General features: G+C 66.4%; 15 protein-coding genes. 9 read left to right on the forward strand and 6 right to left on the reverse strand.

The features are described 5' to 3' along the window. The first annotated feature begins 188 nt into the window (after nt 1–188). Nucleotides 189–1193, forward strand: coding sequence for a hypothetical protein (locus tag BLU84_RS12050; RefSeq protein WP_074867125.1), 1005 nt, complete (start codon nt 189–191; stop codon nt 1191–1193). A gap of 298 nt (nt 1194–1491) precedes the next feature. Here BLU84_RS12050 and BLU84_RS12055 read toward each other — a convergent pair whose 3' ends face one another. From BLU84_RS12055 to BLU84_RS12065, 3 genes are all read right to left on the reverse strand, one after another. Continuing rightward, entirely contained in the window at nt 1492–3585 is a 2094-nt protein-coding gene (locus BLU84_RS12055) for a M13 family metallopeptidase (protein ID WP_074867127.1), read from the reverse strand. Nucleotides 3586–3740: 155 nt separating this feature from the next. After that, entirely contained in the window at nt 3741–4358 is a 618-nt protein-coding gene (locus BLU84_RS12060; RefSeq protein ID WP_074867129.1) for a DNA topoisomerase IV subunit B family protein, read from the reverse strand. A 50-nt stretch (nt 4359–4408) separates the two neighbouring features. After that, nucleotides 4409–4972 carry a CGNR zinc finger domain-containing protein gene (locus BLU84_RS12065; protein ID WP_074867131.1) on the reverse strand — a complete coding sequence of 188 codons (564 nt, stop codon included), beginning with the start codon at nt 4970–4972 and terminating at the stop codon, nt 4409–4411. A 132-nt stretch (nt 4973–5104) separates the two neighbouring features. Between BLU84_RS12065 and BLU84_RS12070 the strand changes: the two genes are divergently transcribed. Together BLU84_RS12070 and BLU84_RS12075 are read left to right on the forward strand one after the other, a co-directional pair. After that, entirely contained in the window at nt 5105–5980 is an 876-nt protein-coding gene (locus BLU84_RS12070) for an alpha/beta fold hydrolase (RefSeq protein WP_074867133.1), read from the forward strand. A gap of 103 nt (nt 5981–6083) precedes the next feature. After that, nucleotides 6084–6926, forward strand: a complete 843-nt coding sequence (locus tag BLU84_RS12075) for a class I SAM-dependent methyltransferase (protein ID WP_074867135.1) — start codon at nt 6084–6086, stop codon at nt 6924–6926. Between the two features lie 63 nt (nt 6927–6989). On the opposite strand, the gene BLU84_RS12080 is transcribed toward BLU84_RS12075, so the two are convergent. Then, nucleotides 6990–8048 carry a S1 family peptidase gene (locus BLU84_RS12080; protein ID WP_170849154.1) on the reverse strand — a complete coding sequence of 353 codons (1059 nt, stop codon included), beginning with the start codon at nt 8046–8048 and terminating at the stop codon, nt 6990–6992. A 383-nt stretch (nt 8049–8431) separates the two neighbouring features. Then, nucleotides 8432–8674, reverse strand: coding sequence for a hypothetical protein (locus BLU84_RS26420; RefSeq protein WP_139174950.1), 243 nt, complete (start codon nt 8672–8674; stop codon nt 8432–8434). Between the two features lie 233 nt (nt 8675–8907). Between BLU84_RS26420 and BLU84_RS12085 the strand changes: the two genes are divergently transcribed. Beyond that, a complete protein-coding gene (locus BLU84_RS12085) occupies nt 8908–9315 on the forward strand; it encodes a nuclease-related domain-containing protein (RefSeq protein ID WP_139174951.1) in 408 nt (135 codons plus the stop codon). An 80-nt stretch (nt 9316–9395) separates the two neighbouring features. After that, entirely contained in the window at nt 9396–10439 is a 1044-nt protein-coding gene (locus BLU84_RS26425; protein ID WP_139174952.1) for a hypothetical protein, read from the forward strand. Nucleotides 10440–10492: 53 nt separating this feature from the next. On the opposite strand, the gene BLU84_RS12090 is transcribed toward BLU84_RS26425, so the two are convergent. Further along, nucleotides 10493–12511, reverse strand: coding sequence for a M13 family metallopeptidase (locus BLU84_RS12090; RefSeq protein ID WP_083382525.1), 2019 nt, complete (start codon nt 12509–12511; stop codon nt 10493–10495). A gap of 384 nt (nt 12512–12895) precedes the next feature. Between BLU84_RS12090 and BLU84_RS12095 the strand changes: the two genes are divergently transcribed. The 4 genes from BLU84_RS12095 (at nt 12896) to BLU84_RS12110 (ending at nt 17296) form a co-directional block, all read left to right on the forward strand. Next, entirely contained in the window at nt 12896–14407 is a 1512-nt protein-coding gene (locus BLU84_RS12095) for a S8 family serine peptidase (protein WP_074867139.1), read from the forward strand. 429 nt (nt 14408–14836) lie between these two features. Then, nucleotides 14837–15151 (forward strand): helix-turn-helix domain-containing protein, encoded by a 315-nt coding sequence (locus BLU84_RS12100; protein WP_083382526.1) that lies wholly within the window; start codon nt 14837–14839, stop codon nt 15149–15151. Between the two features lie 200 nt (nt 15152–15351). Next, nucleotides 15352–15648: a hypothetical protein gene (locus BLU84_RS12105; RefSeq protein ID WP_074867141.1), complete on the forward strand. Its 297-nt coding sequence runs from the start codon at nt 15352–15354 to the stop codon at nt 15646–15648. A 427-nt stretch (nt 15649–16075) separates the two neighbouring features. Beyond that, on the forward strand, nt 16076–17296 hold the full coding sequence (locus BLU84_RS12110) for a S1 family peptidase (protein ID WP_074867143.1): 1221 nt from the start codon (nt 16076–16078) through the stop codon (nt 17294–17296). Nucleotides 17297–17575 lie beyond the last annotated feature (279 nt).

Raw genomic sequence — 17575 nt, forward strand, 5'->3', positions numbered from 1 at the left:
CAAGCCGCGACCGCGAAAACGCACTCACGCCGCCACCGCGAAGTCCGACCAACCGCTCCGACCGCACCCCAACCGCTCTCGTGGCCGGAACCGCAGCCACGCAGCGTTGTTCAATTCGCTTCCCGCATCCCACCCGCCGCAGCGCCACCGCGCGCCGGCGCGCCGCCACCTCCGGCAGGAGACTCGCCATGACCGCACCGACCCAAGCGCAGATCGACGCCGCGCGCAACAACCTCGCCATCCTGCGCGAACTCAACCAGGAAGCCGCGGAGCACCACACCCTCAAGATCGTCAACGCCTACGCGCTGCTGGTCGGCGAATCCGACACCGCCGACCCGGGCCTGCCGTTCGTGCTGGGCGTGTTCGAGAACGTGTTCTCCTACCTGTCCGGCGAAGCCTTCGGGCCGGCCGGCAAGGCCGCCGCGACCTTGTTCGGCGGCATGATCGCCGGCTGGATCGACAACACGCCGCCGTCGCTGGCCGGCGCGTTCGCCTCCTACGCCACCCGCTACGACGCGACCTGGCGCGAGCTCAACCACCAGCTCGACAGCTTGAACGATCAGCTCGGCAGCAAGGACCCGGCCACGGTCGAAAAGGCCTGGAACACCCAGATCCAGTTCAACGGCCAGACCTCGACCGTCTCCGCCCTGTCCAGCTCCGGCCTGCCGTCGAAAGTCGACAGCAACCGCTTCGACGACATGGTCGACGGCGTGGTGTTCTCGCAAGACCAGTCGCTGTGGCGCAGCATGCTGCAGGAACACTACGAAGCGCCGTACTACACCTGGTACCACCGCGGCCAGGGCGAGGACGGCAACTACGAAACCCTGCCGCTGGAATGGGCGCGCTACCGGATGGGCTATTACCCCTACGTGTTCTATTGCTACTACGACTACCAGGGCGGTTACGAGCCGCCGTTCCATTTCATCTGCGCCAACGAGTACGTGGTCTGCCGCAAGGGCACGAACAACTGGTATTACCTCAACGACGACGCCTGCCGCTATCTGTTCATCGACAGCACGCCGAACTCGGTGATCAACGCCGACGGGCTGTTCCATCGCGAGGCGGTGATGAATTTCCTCGGCATCAAGCACGTGGAGACGGTGCGTTACTGCACCACCGACAATCCTTTCGACTGGCGCGAGCCGCCGCGCGCGGCGCGGCCGGATGCGGCGCCGCAGGCAGCGGCGGCCTGATACGCGGGTGATGCAGGCCAAACACCGGCGCGGCCTCGCGGTCGCACCGGCATTTGGTTTTCGCGGTCGCGGCTCGCGCCGCTCCTACATGGGCTACCTGTAGGAGCGGCGCGAGCCGCGACCGCGCCACCTCGACCACGACGCAACCGCCACCCCGCGAGGCCCCGCAAAAACGAAGGGCGGGTCCACGGCCGAATCGACCGAAGCACCCGCCCCTCATCCACGCACGACCACAACCGCCGACCGCGCGCTTCAACCTACCGGCACGCTGCGGACAGCGCGCCTCATCTCATCCGCATCACCAAATCCGCACGCGCTGACCCGGCGCGATATACATCGCATCGCCCGGCTTCACATCGAACGCCTGGTACCACGGGTCGAAATTGCGCAGCGGCCCGTTCGCGCGGAACTGCGAGGGCGAATGCGGGTTGGTCTTGATCTGGTTCAGCAGCGCCTCGTCGCGGTACTTGCCCTTCCAGATCTGGCCCCAAGACAGGAAGAAGCGCTGGTCGCCGGTGTAGCCGTCGATCTTCGCCGCCGGCTTGCCGCCCAGGCTCAGCTGGTAAGCGGTATAGGCCATCGACACGCCGCCGAGGTCGCCGATGTTCTCGCCCATGGTCAGCTGGCCGTTGACGCACTGGCCCGGCAGCGGGCAGAACGCGTCGTACTGCGCGCCCAGCGCCTTGGTCAGCTGCTCGAAGCGGCTGCGGTCCTGGTCGGTCCACCAATTGCGCTGGATGCCGGCGTAATCGGACTTGCTGCCCTGGTCGTCGAAACCGTGGCCCATCTCGTGGCCGATCACCGCACCGATGCCGCCGTAGTTGACCGCCGCGTCGGCGTTGAGGTCGAAGAACGGCGCCTGCAGGATGCCGGCCGGGAACACGATCTCGTTGAAGGTCGAGTTGTAGTAAGCGTTGACCGTCTGCGGGGTCATGAACCACTCGTCGCGGTCGGTGCGGGTGCCGATCCGGCGCACCTGGTCGGCGCGCTGGTAGCGACGCAGCTGCTGGGTGTTGGCCATCAGGTCGCCGGCGACGATGGTCACGCTGGAATAGTCCCGCCACTTGTCCGGGTAGCCGACCTTGGGCCGGAAGCTGTCGAGCTTGCGGTAGGCCTCGGCCTTGGTGTCCGCGCCCATCCAGTCGATCTTCTCGATGTTGGCGCGCAGCGCCTTGCGCAGGTTTTCGACCAACTTCTGCATCGCCGCCTTGGCCTGCGGCGAGAAGTGGCGCTCCACGTACAGCTTGCCCATCGCATCGCCCAGGCCGTCGCTGCCGGTGACGGTGGCGACCGCGCGCTTCCAGTCGTCGCGCTGGGCCTTCTGGCCGCTGAGCACGGTGCCGTTGAAGGCGAACGCGGCGTCGTCGATCTCGCGGCTGAGCAGTCCAGCGTTGTTGCGCACGGCGTGGAAGGTCAGGTAATCGCGCCACACCGGCAGCGGGGTCTTGGCGACCGCCTCGATCACCGGCTGCACCGCGCTCGGCGTGGCGACGTTGACCTTGTCGACCACCGGCATGCCCTGCGCCTTGAGCTGCGCGGCCCAGTCGTAACCCGGGTACTGCTTGCTCAGCTCGGCGAAGCTGGAGACGTTGTAGGTCTTGTCGCGGTTGCGCAGCTGCGCGCGCTCCCACTGCGGCTTGGCCAGCGCGGTTTCCAGGTCCAGCACGGCCTGCGCGCGCGCCTTGGCGTCCTTGACTCCGGCGAAGCCGAGCATGCGCTCGATGTGGGCGAGGTAGGCAGTGCGGATGCCGACGAAACGCGCGTCCTGGTTGAGGTAGTAATCGCGGTCCGGCAGGCCCAGGCCACCGACGCGCAGGCCGACCAAGTACTGGTCAGGATCCTTGCGGTCCAGGTCGACGCCGAAGCGCAGCGGCGCGCTGGTGCCGTCCAGGTCGGTGTCGCCGAAGGCGGCGATCAGCGCGCCGGCCGAGTCGATCTTGGCGATCTTGTCCAGCACCGGCTGCAGCGGCGCGATCCCGGCGGCGTCGCGCGCGGCGCGGTCCATGTAGCTGGCGTAGTAGTCGCGCAGCTTGCGCTTCTCGCTGCCGGCCGGCAGGTTCTGCTGCTTGGCCAGTTCTTCGATGATCGCGTGCACGTCGGCTTCGGAGTCGTCGCGCAGCTTGTTGAACGAGCCGTACGAGGTCTCGTAGTCCTTCAACTGATAAGTCGCCAGCCAATGGCCGCTGACGTAGCGGTTGAAGTCGTCGCCGGGCTTGACGCTGGTGTCGCGCGCGCTCAGGTCGACGCCGAAGTCGCCGAGCACGGGCTTGCCGGCGGCGGACTTGGCGGCGGCAGGCTTGGCCTTGGCCGCGGCGGCGCCGGCGGCGTGAACGGAAGGAACGGCCAGCGCGGCGGCGAGCGCCAGGGTCAGGCTCAGGCGGGAAAGGTTCATGGGTGGTGCGGTCCCCGGTGGAAACCGCCGAGACTAGCGCAGGCGGCCGGATGGTGTCGTGGGCCGTTGGTTGGGACCAGGAAAGGCCCGGCCCGGCAGGGTCAGTGGCGGTTTCCGGCAAACCGCGGCAAGGTCGAACGTCAGAAGCGTGGCAGTCAGCGGCGAAAATCCAAAGAAACGGCCATCCCCGGGAAGCGCGCCGCCAGGCGCTCCAAGGCCGCGCCGAGCGCTGTTTCGCTAAGGGCGGTCTCGGCCAACACGCTGTTGTCCAGTTCGAATTCGATTCGAGTGCCGTCGGGGCGGTCGCTCGGCGTTACGACGCAGGTTCCGATCTGTTCGCCGCGCTGGAAGCGCAAGTGCACGCCCTGCCCGGCATCGACGGTATCCACGTCCATTTCGCTGCATACCGCGTTCAGGATGCCCAATCCGATCCCGCAGAATTCCGAACCGATCTCGATGTGCTTCTTGCGCGAACTGCAACCGCGCAAGGTGAGCAGGAACATCTCGGCCACGGTCCACTGCGGATCGTACGGATCGGGAGTCAGCGGCATGCCGCAGTCGTACCGCACCTCGACGCGCGAGCCGAACACGCGCACCGACACGGTGTTGCAGCGTCCGTCCATGGCCTCGTCGGCGGCATGGCAAAGCGCCTGCATCGCCAGCTCCGATGCGATATCCGCCTTGCCGGTATCGAAGTACATATGCTGGCGGCGACGCACCGCCGCCATCGCCGACACGACCTCGATGTTCTGCGGCGAGAAATGCGATTCCATGAGATCCCCTTCGACGGCCAAGCGCTGCCGATCGCATTATCCCACGCCGCTCACCCACCGCGCCGCTTGCGAAACTCGCTGACCTTATGCCGGTTCCCGCACAGCGCCATGCTGCACCAGCGGCGCCGGTGCGACTTGGTCGTATCGTGGAACCACAGCACGCACTCGCTGTGTTCGCACTGCCGCACCAAGCCGAAATCCAATTCGGCCAACAACTGCGCCGCCGCTTCGCCCAACGGCGCCAGCGCCAGCCACGCGGGATCGCCGACCGCCGCGCGCCGCAGCGCGGGACCGCCTTCGCCCGGCTCCAGCACCAAGTGACTGTGCATGCGCGCCAACAGCGCGTTGAGCGGCGCCAGTTCAAGCGGCTGTTCCTGTTTGCGCGCCTGCACCGCGGCGCGGATCGCCTCGCGCAGTTCGCGCGCGCGCTCGGCCAACTGCGGCTGCGGCGCCTGCGCGGCGCCGGTCAGGCGGCTCAACCAGACGGCCGCGGCGGCATCGTCGCCCAGGTGCTCGACCAGCGCGCCGTCCTCCAGGGTCAGCGTGTTGAGCAGATCCAGCGCAGGTTGGCCGGCGATCAGCGGCGGCCAGTCGGTCGGTGTCGGCGTAGTCATCGGGCGGTGTCCTCTGAGCCGCCAATGTAACCATAAAAATAACTGTTGACAAGTTACATAGGGCAGGCCTAGGCTTTTCGTAACCTTTATTCATATCGAATTGAGGTTACCAAATTCCCAGGAGCCTCCCCCATGTCGTCCACCCACTTCCCCGTCCGCCACCGCCACATAGACGCCGACGGCGTGCGCGTTTTCTATCGCGAGGCCGGCGATCCGAACGCCCCGACCCTGTTGCTGCTGCACGGCTTCCCGACCAGTTCGCTGATGTTCCGCGAGCTGATCGACAAGCTCGCCCACCGCTTCCACCTCGTCGCCCCGGACCTGCCCGGCTTCGGCTTCACCGAAGTCCCCGAACAGCGCGGCTACGTCTACAACTTCGACAACCTGGGTCGCACCCTGGAAGCCTTCGTCGATGCCCTGAACCTGCAGCGCTACGTGCTGTACGTGTTCGACTACGGCGCCCCGACCGGCCTGCGCCTGGCCCTGGCCAAGCCCGAGCGCGTGGCCGGACTGATCTCGCAGAACGGCAACGCCTACCTGGAAGGCCTGGGCGATGCCTGGGACCCGATGCGCCGCTATTGGGCCGACCCCAGCGCCGAGAACCGCGAAGCGCTGCGCCACTTCCTGTCGCTGGAGGCGACCCGTTGGCAGTACGAGAACGGCGAGCCCGACCCCAGCCTGGTCGCGCCGGAGGCCTATCACCTGGATTACCTGCTGATGCAGCGCCCCGGCAATGCCGACATCCAGCTCGACCTGACCCTGGACTACGCCAATAACCTGCCGCTGTATCCGCGCTTCCAGCAGTTCTTCCGCGAACGCCGCGTGCCCACCCTGGTGATCTGGGGCCAGCACGATCCGTTCTTCATTCCGCCGGGCGCGCAGGCCTGGCGCCGCGATAACCCCGACGCGCAGGTGGAACTGCTCGACGCCGGCCACTTCGCCCTGGCCACCCACGGCGCGCACATCGCCCGCCGCATCGGCGAGGTGTTCGGCGATTTGCCCGGTTGATCCGCGCCGGTTGCGCGGCCGCTGCACCGCCGCGGGTCGAGATATCGGCCCGCGGCCTTTATGCTTCCGCCTCCGCGCCAACCGCCGAACCGGACCGTCCGCCGTGCCGCATTACTCAGGCCCCCTGCTCACCCGCCCCGACGCCGAGGCCCTGCACGCCGCGCGCGCGGCCGGCCAGCCCGCGTGGAGCGGTTCGCTCGACCTGGGCCGCAGCCAGGGCCAGGCGCACTTGCACGACGAGGCCTGGGAATGGCGCGGCCAGCGCTATCCCTATCCGGCCGCGCTCAAGGACCGCACCGTCTATTACTGGGACGGCGAAGACTTCGCCGCGGTCTCGCGCTTCGCCGCCTCGCTGATCAAGCTGGTGCCGACCTCGTGGGGCGCGCCGACCTTCGAGATCGACGGCATCAAGATGCTGCCCACGTCCAAGACCTCGCCGCTCGACGACGCGCGAACCAAGGTCGCGTTGATCCAACCGCGCGGCAAGGCCGTGCTCGACACCTGCGGTGGCCTGGGCTATTTCGCCGCCTGCTGCCTCGACGCCGGCGCCGCGCGCATCGAATCGTTCGAGAAGAACGCCAGCGTGCTGTGGCTGCGCACGCTGAACCCGTGGTCGCCCGATCCCGACGCGCCCGAGCACGCCGGCCGCCTGCGCCTGAACCACGGCGACGTCTCCCAAGCCATCGCCGGCCTGCCCGCAGCCGAATTCGAGGCCTTGCTGCACGACCCGCCGCGTTTCGGCATCGCCGGCGAACTGTATTCGCAGACCTTCTACGACCACCTCGCGCGCGTGCTGCGCCGCGGCGGCCGCTTGTTCCACTACACCGGCAGCCCGAACAAGCTGACCACCGGGCGCGATGTGCCGCGCGAAGTGGCCAAGCGGCTGGAGAAATCCGGGTTCAAGGCGGAGCTGGCGTTGGACGGCGTGTTCGCGGTCAAGCGCTGAGCGCGAGCGCACGCCGCAGATGTCGCGGCGCGCATGCGCGCCATCGCCCGCTGACTGCGCGGCCTACTGAGTCACCAAGCCCAGGCCGTATTCCTGCAGGATCGGATTGATCGGCTGGAACCAGCTTTGCCGGCGGTCCTGCGGAATATCGCAATTGCTCCGATCGGCGCGCGAAGAGGCATTGCCCGAATGCACGCCTTGCGCCTGCCCTTGCCCGTCGATCCAGGCGCCGCCGGAATCGCCGCCGGCCGAACAGGCATTGCTCTGGGTCAGGCCGTAGATCGCGCCCTCGGGGTAATTGACGGTGACCTGCGTCGCGGTGACCCAGCCGCACTGATAGCCGCTGCCGCCGCCGGAGCGGCAGACCGGCGAGCCCAGCGGCGCCTCGACGCTGCCGCGCACCGGCAGGAAATTGCCCTGATAGTCGGCGACCAGCGCGTACAGCGTCCAGAAGACCGAGGTGCGCACCCAGGCCTGATCCTTGCCCGGAAACTGCGAGGCCATAAAGATGCCCACCCAGGCGCTCTCGCCGTCCTTTTCCCACACCTCCTTGCCCGGCTGGCCGCAATGGCCGGCGGTGAGGAAGCCCGGCACCGTGCCCTGCCTGACCGCGAAAGCGCCGGAGCACCACGAGGGATGCCGGAAATAGATCATGCCGCCGAAGATCGAAACATTGGTCTGCGGCCGCAGCGCGGAGAATTCCACGCGCAGCACCGAAGCATCGGCTCCGCTGGCAGCGATCAGATCGGCCGCCGCGCGCTCGCTGCCTTGAGCGACCTGCACCACCACGGCATTGCTGCGCGGATCGACATACCACGATTGCAGGCTCGACAGATCGCGCGAGATTCCCGCCACGCGCTTGCCCGCCGCCGCCGCATCGAGCTGCGCCTTGGCCGCCTCCAACGTCGCCAGGCGATGGCGCACATGGCGCAACTCCACGCCCGCCGGCAGCGCCGCGCGGCCGGCCCCGCTGCTGGCGACGACCAAACGATAGCGGCCGTCCGCATCCGGCTCGATCCAGCTGCCGGCGAAATCGCGGCCCAAGCGCGCGCGCAAGGCCTCGCCCTGGCCGGCATGAATCCGCTGCGCCTGCCAGGCGCTGGACAATTGCGTCGCGGACAATCCGAGCGAGCGCTGCATCGGAACCGCAGCAGCCGCATTCGATAAGCCGCTCGTGGGCGGCGCGGTCTGCGCGAAAGACATCGGCAGGGCGCCCAGCGCCACGCCCGCCAACGCACCCGCAACGACAAAGCATTTCGCTTTCATGCACTACGTTCCTTGTGATCTGGCTCCATGGAAGGCGGCCGGCGCGAATGCGCGATGGCCGCCTGTGTGATCGGCACTGTGGCAAAACCGTTGGGGCGCTGGTTGTGATCGCGTTAGCGGTGGGTGGCGCCGATCTGGCGCAAATCCCGCTGCGTACGCGAACGGCGAACCGGCGCACGCTCGCGCAGACACCGGCGTCTCGTGCGCGTTCAGCGCATTAAGTCGCCGCGTCCGATGGTTCAATCGTCGCGATCGCCGCGCTTGGACGGCGGATCTTCACCCGGCAAGGTCTGGTGTCCCTGCCCCGGTGGCAGATCGGCGTTTTGCACATGTTTGCGCTGCGCGCCCACCCCGTGGGGCGACGTCTCTCCGGGCAAAGGTTGATGGCCCTGCCCGTGCGGCGGTTTGGTATCGGCGTCGTCGGTTTTACCTGAATCGCGTTTGGAATCGTCGCGATCTGGATCGGAAGTACGCGTATTCATCGGGTGCTCCTCGTTGCCGCGCAACCACATTCGTGCCCGGCGCCTGCGCAGACTGCTGCCGAAGCGGTTAACGCCCGGTTGCCTGCATCGGCGCAGTTCTTCACGAACGGCGAACGTCGCGGGCTACGTGAAGACCGTCACGGTGGCCGGCGCCGATCCAAGCGCCGGCAGCCCTTACCCTTCGTTTCCACCGCTTCAGGCGTTATCCTCGCGCCCAAAGGGGGGATACCTTTGTGTTGATCAAGATCAAGGACGACGATTCGGCCCTGCTCAAGGAACTGGAGCTGCGTGCGGCGGGCACCGGAACGGCCGCGCGCCAAGCCGCCACCGAACTGCGCATCCGCCAGGCCGGCCTCAAGGGTGAGCGCGATTCCGCGTACCACATCGACTTCCATTTCGAGCGCTCGCCGAACTGGGCGGTCATCCATGACCTGCGCCTGGAGCGCGACGGCCGCGTCGCCCAGATCGATCACCTGTTGATCAATCGCTGGCTGGAGATCTACGTGCTGGAAACCAAGCACTTCCACGCCGGAATCAAGATCACCAGCGACGGCGAGTTCCTTGCTGGAGCGCTCAAGGCAAGACCTCCGAAGGCACGGACTCGTCGCCGAAGCAGAACGAATGGTATTTCGCGGTGTTGAGCGAGGTGATGGATACGCCGGATTGGCCCTCGTATATAGCCGAAAAACAAGCCAACTTCTAACAAAGCTGGAATGCATATATGGAAGATATTGAAGCGGAGGTCGAATACCTCGCTGACGCCATTGAGGAAATTAGCGCGGAACTCCAAGATAAGGAGGTACCTCAACAGCTACTAGAATCCCATCGTGGATTCAATATCCAATACAAGCTATTCACCGGAAATTCCAAATCCGGAAGCGGTGAAAATTTGTCGATGTTAATTGCTGCCGTATTCAGTGCATCTCAGTTTTTTGTGCAAGTACAAAAACTGGATGACATCACCGAAAAGAGCAAAGCTTTAGCCAAGGACAGCCAATCCCTAGCAAATAAAATACTGGCCGACACTCAAAATCGACCCGTTCGATTTTCGCTCAACAGTACCACCAAAGAAACCGCAGGCGACATCTCAAGCGCACCAAAGAAAGAGATCGAAAGACAGTATCAAAAACTGAAAGACCAAGTAAAAAGTACATCCGCTAACGCATCCAGACTAGAAGAACAAGTAAACGGCCTCACCGATAAAGTCTCTGAAGAGATAAAGAACGTACGCAGCGCATATGAAAGAGGAAAAACTGAGGTAGAAGCCGCAAAAGCCGACTTTACGGAGCTACTCAGCGATTCGACCGGAACCCTACTAAATAGTGATTACAGAAGCAGCGCCGAACGGGAACTTAGATCAGCGAACACCATGAGAAATTTATCTTTAGCCTTTATGGTCGCCACAATTCTCGTCCTGACCTTGACTTGGATTGACCACGAATCTGCTGAGCTAACCTGGCAAACGGCTACAATTAGATTTCTGATTGCCTTGGCTTTCTCTATTCCAGCGGGATACTTAGCCCGCGAAGCAGCTCGGCATCGTGAGCATCACCACAACTACCTACAGACATCTTTGAACTTAAAGGCGCTAACCCCCTACATTGCCTCGTTGCCGCCAGAGCAACAGCACGCTTTAAAGGCTGAGATGGCAAAAAAACTATTCGTCAACACAACCATGCAACCAGGAAATGATCTCGGCCTCATAAATGTGCACGAGCTTCTGCTTCAAATAATAAAGCAAGCAAAAGATCCGACCGTGAAGTAGCCGCCCTAGCTGGAGCAAATCGCAGCCGAGGCTCGAACTTCATAATTCATTGTTCACCATACCTCGCACCGCAACGCCTGCGCCCGCACCATCGCATCCCCCGCCTTGCACTGAAACGTCTGCTGGAACACCGGCAGGTTCGACAGCGGTCCATTGACGCGGTACTTGGCGACCGGATGCGGGTCGCCCTGGATCATCGTGCGCTGGGTTTCCAGGCGGGTTTCGTCGCCGCGGAACTGGCCCCAGGCGATGAAGAACTGCTGCTCGGGGGTGAAGCCGTCGAGGGTCGGTTCCGGGCCCTTGCCTTCGCGCGACTTCAAGTACGCGCGGTAGGCGATCTTGGCGCCGGCGAGGTCGCCGATGGATTCGCCCAGCACCAGCTTGCCGTTGTGGTGCAGGCCGGGTTCGATGAAATAGCCCTCGAATTGGTCGACCACGCACTGGCCCTTGGCGGCGAACTGCTTGCCGTCGGCCGGCGTCCACCAGTTCTTCAAACGGCCTTGCGCGTCGAACTGCGCGCCCTGGTCGTCGAAGCCGTGACTGATCTCGTGGCCGATCACCACGCCGATGGCGCCGTAGTTGACCGCGTCGGTGGCGTCCACGTCGAACGCCGGCGGCTGCAGGATGCCGGCGGGGAACACGATCTCGTTCTGCAGCGGGTTGTAGTACGCGTTCGAGGTCGGCGGGGTCATGCCCCAGCGGCCGCGGTCGGTCGGCTTGCCGACCAGGCGGCGCTCGTCGGCGACGTTCCAGCGCGAGGTCGCAACCAGGTTGTTCCAGGCCGAAGCGCGGCTCACTTCGACGCCGGCGTAGTCCTTGAACTTGTCCGGATAACCGAGCTTGGCGACGAAGGTGGAACGCTTCTCCAAAGCCTTGCGCTTGGTCTGCGCGTCCATCCAGTCCAGTTCGCCGATGGTGTCGTCCATCGCCGCGAGGATGTTCTTGACCATCTCCTGCATGCGCGCCTTGGCCTGCGGCGGGAAGTACTTCTCCACGTACTTCTGCCCCAGCGCATCGCCGAGCTGGGCGTCGGCGAGTTCGGCGCAGCGCTTCCAGCGCGGCTTGATCTGGGTGGCGCCGGTGAGGAACTGGCCGTTGAAGGCGAAGTTCTCGTCCACGAACGGCTGCGACAGCGTATCGGCCGCAGTATTGAGCACATGCCAGCGCAGATAGGCCTTCCACTGCGCCAGCGGCGCGCCGGTCACTTCCTTGTCGAACTGGCGCAGGAACGCCGGCTCGGCCACGTTGAGCGCCACGCGCGGCAGCCCGGCGTGCTCGAAATACGCGCCCCAGTCGAATCCCGGCGCCAGCTTGGACAAGCCGGCGAACGTGGTCGGGTTGTCCTGCCGCCTGGGATCGCGCAGTTGCACGTTGTCCAGCGATGCCTGGGCCAGGCGCTTTTCGAACTCGAACACCGTCTGCGCGTCGCGCGCGGCGTCCGCGGCCGGCGCGCCGGCCAGTTCGAACACCTTCGCGACGTGGGTGAGGTAGCGCGTGCGCGCCTCGACGAAACGCGGCTCGGGCTTGAGGTAATAGTCGCGATCCGGCAAGCCGAGGCCGTCGGCGTTGATATGCGCGATGGTGCGCGTCGGCTCGCGCGGATCCTCGGCGGCCAGGATCGCGAACGGCGCGGCGATGCCGGCATCGTTCAAGCGGGCGATCTCGCGCTGCAATCCGGCGCGGTCGGTTATCGCGTCGATCTGCGCCAGCCACGCCCGCAACGGCTCCACGCCGCGCGCGTTCGCCGCCGATTCGTCCATGCACGCCGCATAGAAATCGCCGGCCAGTTGCCCGGCGCTGCCCTGGGGCCAATCCTTCCGCGCCGACAGTTCGGCCAGGATGTCGCGCACCCGCTCCTTGTTGAGCTCGCCCGACTGCCAGCGCCGGCTCCAGCGGTCCATGTAGTCGGGGATGGGATTCTTCTGCCGCCACGCGCCGTTGGCGTAAGCGAAGAAGTCCTCGCAAGGCTTGGCGTTGCGATCGATATCGTCCGGCTGGATGCCGTGCACGGCGCCCAGCGACGCGGTGGAAACTGCCAACAACGCGAACAGCGCAACGCTGGACCTGGCCACGGCACGACTCCCGCTGGGATAGTCCGGCCACTATAGCCGCGGCGCGCGGCGCGGCCCGTGGCGGAAGTACTGGGCGCCGCGGCGGCGCCCGGTCGCGGCGGCGCGGAAAACCTCAAACCGTGCCACGTCCGCGCACGCCGCGGCACCGGTTCATGCACCGGCGCAACCCGCAAGCCGTGTGCGCGATCAGGGTTTGTGCAACAAAAACAGGCTCGCCCGACGCATCGGCGAAACCGTGATGCCGCGCCGTCCGGGCCCCGCGCCGCCTGCCTACCCTCGCCTGCGGATCGCCCGCCGATCCGCCCGCCGCACCGACCGCGAGGCCCGCCCAGCGCATCCATTCGGCTTCGCACGACGACACACCCCACCCGACAGGAACCCCTCATGCGTTCTATCGCCTCTTACGCTCCCACCGCGCTGCTGCGCGCCCTGCTGCCGTGCCTGGCGCTCGCCGCGATGCCGCTGGCCGCCCAGGCCGCACCGCCTTCGGCCGGCGCCGACCCGGCCGCGCCGCGACAGATCCTGCCCAAGCCGATCAAGACCCAGCTCGGCCGCTACGACTCGCGCGAGTTCATCGAGGTCAAGTTCGTCGACGGCAGCCAGATCGCCGCGCACAACGGCCGCCTGAGCTCGGCCAAGCTCGGCGGCCTCGCCGCGCTCGACAGCCTCACCAGCGGCGCCGGCCCGGTGGCCGCGCTGGAACCGCTGTTCCGCGCCGACGCCGCGACCCTGCAGTCGCTGGCCGCCGACACCCAAGCGCAGGCCGGCGCGCCCGACCTGAGCCAATGGTTCCGCCTGCGGGTGAAGCCGGGCCAGAACATCGCCCGCGTCATCGACGAACTCAACGCGATGGGCATCGTCGAAACCGCCTACGCCGCGCCGCTGGCGCTGCCGCTGCCGGCCTCGCCCAATTACGAGAGCAACCAGTACTACAAGCTGCCCGCCGCGCAGAACGGCATCGACAGCGAATACGCCCGCACCCAGCCCGGCGGCAATGGCGCCGGCGTGCGCGTGCTCGACATCGAGTACAGCTGGAACACCAACCACGAAGACCTGTCCAAGCTGCGCGCGGCCGGCGCGCGCATCAACAACGGCACGCCGAGCGATCCGTTCAACGACAACAACCACGGCACTGCGGTGATGGGCCAGTTGGTCGCCGACAACAACGGCATCGGCGTCACCGGCCTGGTCGACGGCGCGCGCGCGCACGTCACCAACGCGATGAACACCGAACGCGGTTACGACCCGGCCAACGCCATCCTGACCGCGGCCAATGCGCTGAGCGCGGGCGACGTGATCCTGATCGAACAGCAGGCCGCCGGCCCCAGCGCCTGCAACGGCTACGTGCCGGTGGAATGGATCGCCTCGGTGCACGCGGCCATCGTGACCGCGACCAACAAGGGCATCCACGTGGTCCAGGCCGGCGGCAACGGCAACATGAATCTCGACAACACCGCTTGCTTCGGCTCGCCCTTCCCCGGCGGCCGTGCCGATTCGGGCTCGATCATCGTCGGCGCCGGCGGCCCGCGCTCCAACACCTGGTGCAGCGACGGCACCGCCGAGCGCGCCAAGCAGTCGTTCTCGACCTATGGTTCGCGCGTCAACGTGCAAGCCTGGGGCCGCTGCGTCACCACCACCGGCTACGGCAACCTCTACAACGGCGGCGCCAACGCCTATTACACCAAGGTGTTCTCGGGCACCTCCAGCGCTTCGCCCATCGTCGCCTCGGCGGTGGTGGCGTTGTCGGGCATCGCCAAGCAGCGCGGCATCACCCTCACCCCGCGGCAGATGCGCGACCTGCTGCGCACCACCGGCACCGCCCAGACCGGCGGCGGCAACATCGGCCCGCTGCCGAACCTGCGCGCGGCGATCGCGCAGCTCGGCGCGCTGCGCTGAGCGTACGCGGGCGAAGGGCCGGCGCCCTTCGCCCGCGTTTTGCGGGCCGCATCCGGCGCCCGCAAGCGCAACGCCGTCGTCATGCGACGGTCGCATCGGCGCTATCGACGCCGCGCGCCGATCACACGCGCCCATCGCAGCGCTCACTGCGTCTAGCCGCAGCTAGCCGCGCTCGTCCGAACGCACCGTATCGGCGCGATGCAGGCCTCACTCGATCACTGCCGATGCGCGCAGTTCCCACCGCTTTCGGCGACAACTGCGACTGCGACGACGCAACCGCCAACACCGGCAGGTTCCCGAAAGGCGCCGCGCGCGCGGCAACGCCATCCTGCGCGCCGACCCGCTGCACGATCCGCCCGTCACGACCCGACGACGCGCGCGTTCGAACAACGCGGCACTCCGCCGTATCGCCCACCAGGACCGCGCGCCATGCACGCCTCGCCCCTTCCCGTTCCCAACGCCGTCGCCGCACGCGAATCGCCCGGCGACGCGCCCCACGCCGACGCACCGCCGCTGCGCGGCCAGGTGACGCTAGACAGCGCCGAACTGCGACGGCTGCGGCAAAGCCGCCTGCTGAGCCAGCAAGACCTCGCCGACGATTGCTGGCGCCGCAACATCCGCGTTTCGGTCGCCACGATAAAACGCGCCGAATCCGGCCGCGCCGTGCGCTTCCGCATCGCCCACGAACTGGCGCGCTGCTTCGGCGTCCCGGTGATGCGCCTCGTGCGCGCGACGCCGGCGTGAGCGCTCACGTCGCATCACCGAAGTGATCCCGCGCTGAGCCCGCACTGAGCCTATGCGCCGCATAGCGAACGCGAATACTGCCCGGGCAGCGAAGCCGCGCATTCGCCCGCACCGCGACGTCAAAGCCTCGCGACCGCCGCGACCGCGCACCGCTCCGCCGCACTCCACGCAACCGACCATCACCAATCAGGGGACGACTCATGGCCACCGCGATCAAAGTCAGCCAGTGCGACAACGAACTCCACATCATCGCCTCCACCGGCGCCGGCTCGGCCGAGGTCTGCCACCTCAGCTCCGGCTACAACGACCCGGTGAGCTACTCGGTCAACCTCAACTCGATCCTGCCCGCCGGCAAGTACGACCTGACCCTGGTCGGCATCAACTGGGGCGGCCCGGCCGGATTCAACGTCAACGTCGGCGGCACCGCCTACACCTATAGCGACCAGAACGCGCCGGTCGGCGTGGTGTGGTCGAAGACGATCCAGGTCACGGTCTAAGCGCCGGCGCGCGAGCGCCGACGCCATCGGCCAAACGCGGCAAACAGGCCTGCCGGGCTTCCGGCAGGCCTTTGCGTTTTCTGTATTCGTACCGAAAGCCACGCAGCGCGCATCACGTTTTGCGGCCCGGCTTCAGCACGCGCTAAGCCAGCCAAGCGTGCGGAAGCGCGGCCGTAGAAACACTACGAATGCGCATCACGCTACGCGCTTGATGTTCATTCTTTTCATCCGATCGCCGCCAAAAAGCCGATCTTCCGAAGTAGCACGATCGTCTCATTTCGCAGGTAGGGGCGCCTTCGCCGGTGCCCGTTTCGAACAGTGCGGCACAACGGCGCACCCTGCACAGGCACGTGCGCGAACCAACGACTCGCCAGACCTGCCGCATCCATCGTTCGCATCCCTACCCTTGCTTAAGGAGTTTTCGGATATGCGCAAGTTCAGCACGTCGGTTCTCGCTGCCGCCGCAGCCCTGATGGTGTCCGGCTCGGCTCTCGCCGCCGACGACCTCTCCCCCGCCTTGAAGACGGCCATGCAGCGCGACCTGGGCCTGAGCGACACCCAGCTCAGCCAATACCTCAAGCTCGAAAGCGTCGCCGCGACGCAAGCGCAGACCCTGCAGAGCAAACTCGGCCGCAACTTCGCCGGCACCTGGCTGGAGCGCAAGAGCGACGGCTCCTTCGCCCTGGTCGCCGCCAGCACCGCGATCGACAACACCGCCGCCAAAGCCGTGCCGGGCGTAGAAACCCGCCGCGTGCGCAACAGCCTGGCCGCGCTCGACAGCGCCAAGGGCCAGCTCGACAGCCAACTGGCGCGCAACGGCAAGGCGCCCAAAGGCGTGTACAGCTGGGCGGTCGATCTGCCCAGCAACACCGTGGTGATCGGCGTGGCCCCGGGCGCGGAAGACGCCGGCGTCGACTTCGCCGCGCGCAGCGGCCTGGACGCCAGCACCGTGCGCTTCGAAACCATGAAGGACCGCCCGCAGCGCCGCATCGCCGTCCAAGGCGGCCGCGGCATGCTGCGCGACCCGGGCGACGGCTACCTGTACGCCTGCTCGGTCGGCTTCACCGTCACCAAGGGCAGCACCCCGGGCTACGCCACCGCCGGCCACTGCGGCACCGTCGGCGAAATCGTCTACCAGGAAGTGGGCCAGTGGAACGTCGGCGTCCGCGTCGGCACCTTCGCCGCCTCGACCATGCCCAGCGGCACCAACAGCGGCCCCGACCGCGGCTGGGTGAAAGTCGACACCACCCACACCCTGTCGCCGAGCGTCTACGGCTACGGCAACGGCGACGTCACCGTGCGCGGCAGCACCGAAGCCGCCGTCGGCGCCGCGCTGTGCCGCTCGGGCCGCACCAGCGGCTGGCATTGCGGTGCGATCCGCACCAAGAACGTCACCGTTTCGTATGTGGACGACAACAACAATCCCGATGGCACGGTGACTGGGTTGACTCGCACCACTGCTTGCGCCGAGGGCGGCGATTCGGGTGGTTCTTTCATCACCAGCGCTGGGCAGGCGCAGGGTGTGCTGTCGGGGGGTAGCGGTAGCTGCCAGGGTAGCCAGGGCAACAACGGTGGCGGTAACAGCTACTACACGCCGATCAATTCGATTCTGAGCACGTATGGGTTGACGCTGCGCACCAGCCCGTAACTTCGTAACCGAACCTCCCCCTAAGCGCCCCGCTTCTGCGGGGCGCTTTTTTTGTGCGACGCCAACGCAGTTCTGTAGAAGCGGCTCAAGCCGCAGCGATACGCTGCGAATGGATTGCACACTTTCGGACTTTCGCAAGGCAGCCCAGGTGGCGCAGCAAAAACTGTCGTTGCACGATACGTCGCGCGGCCCGCAGCAACTCAAGCACCAACCACGCGCAGCAGGTCTCCATCGAAAGACCTGCAATAGCGACACCGAATTATAAGGACCCGCGCGATG

The organism is Lysobacter enzymogenes, assembly GCF_900106525.1.
GTDB classification, from domain to species: Bacteria; Pseudomonadota; Gammaproteobacteria; order Xanthomonadales; family Xanthomonadaceae; genus Lysobacter; species Lysobacter enzymogenes.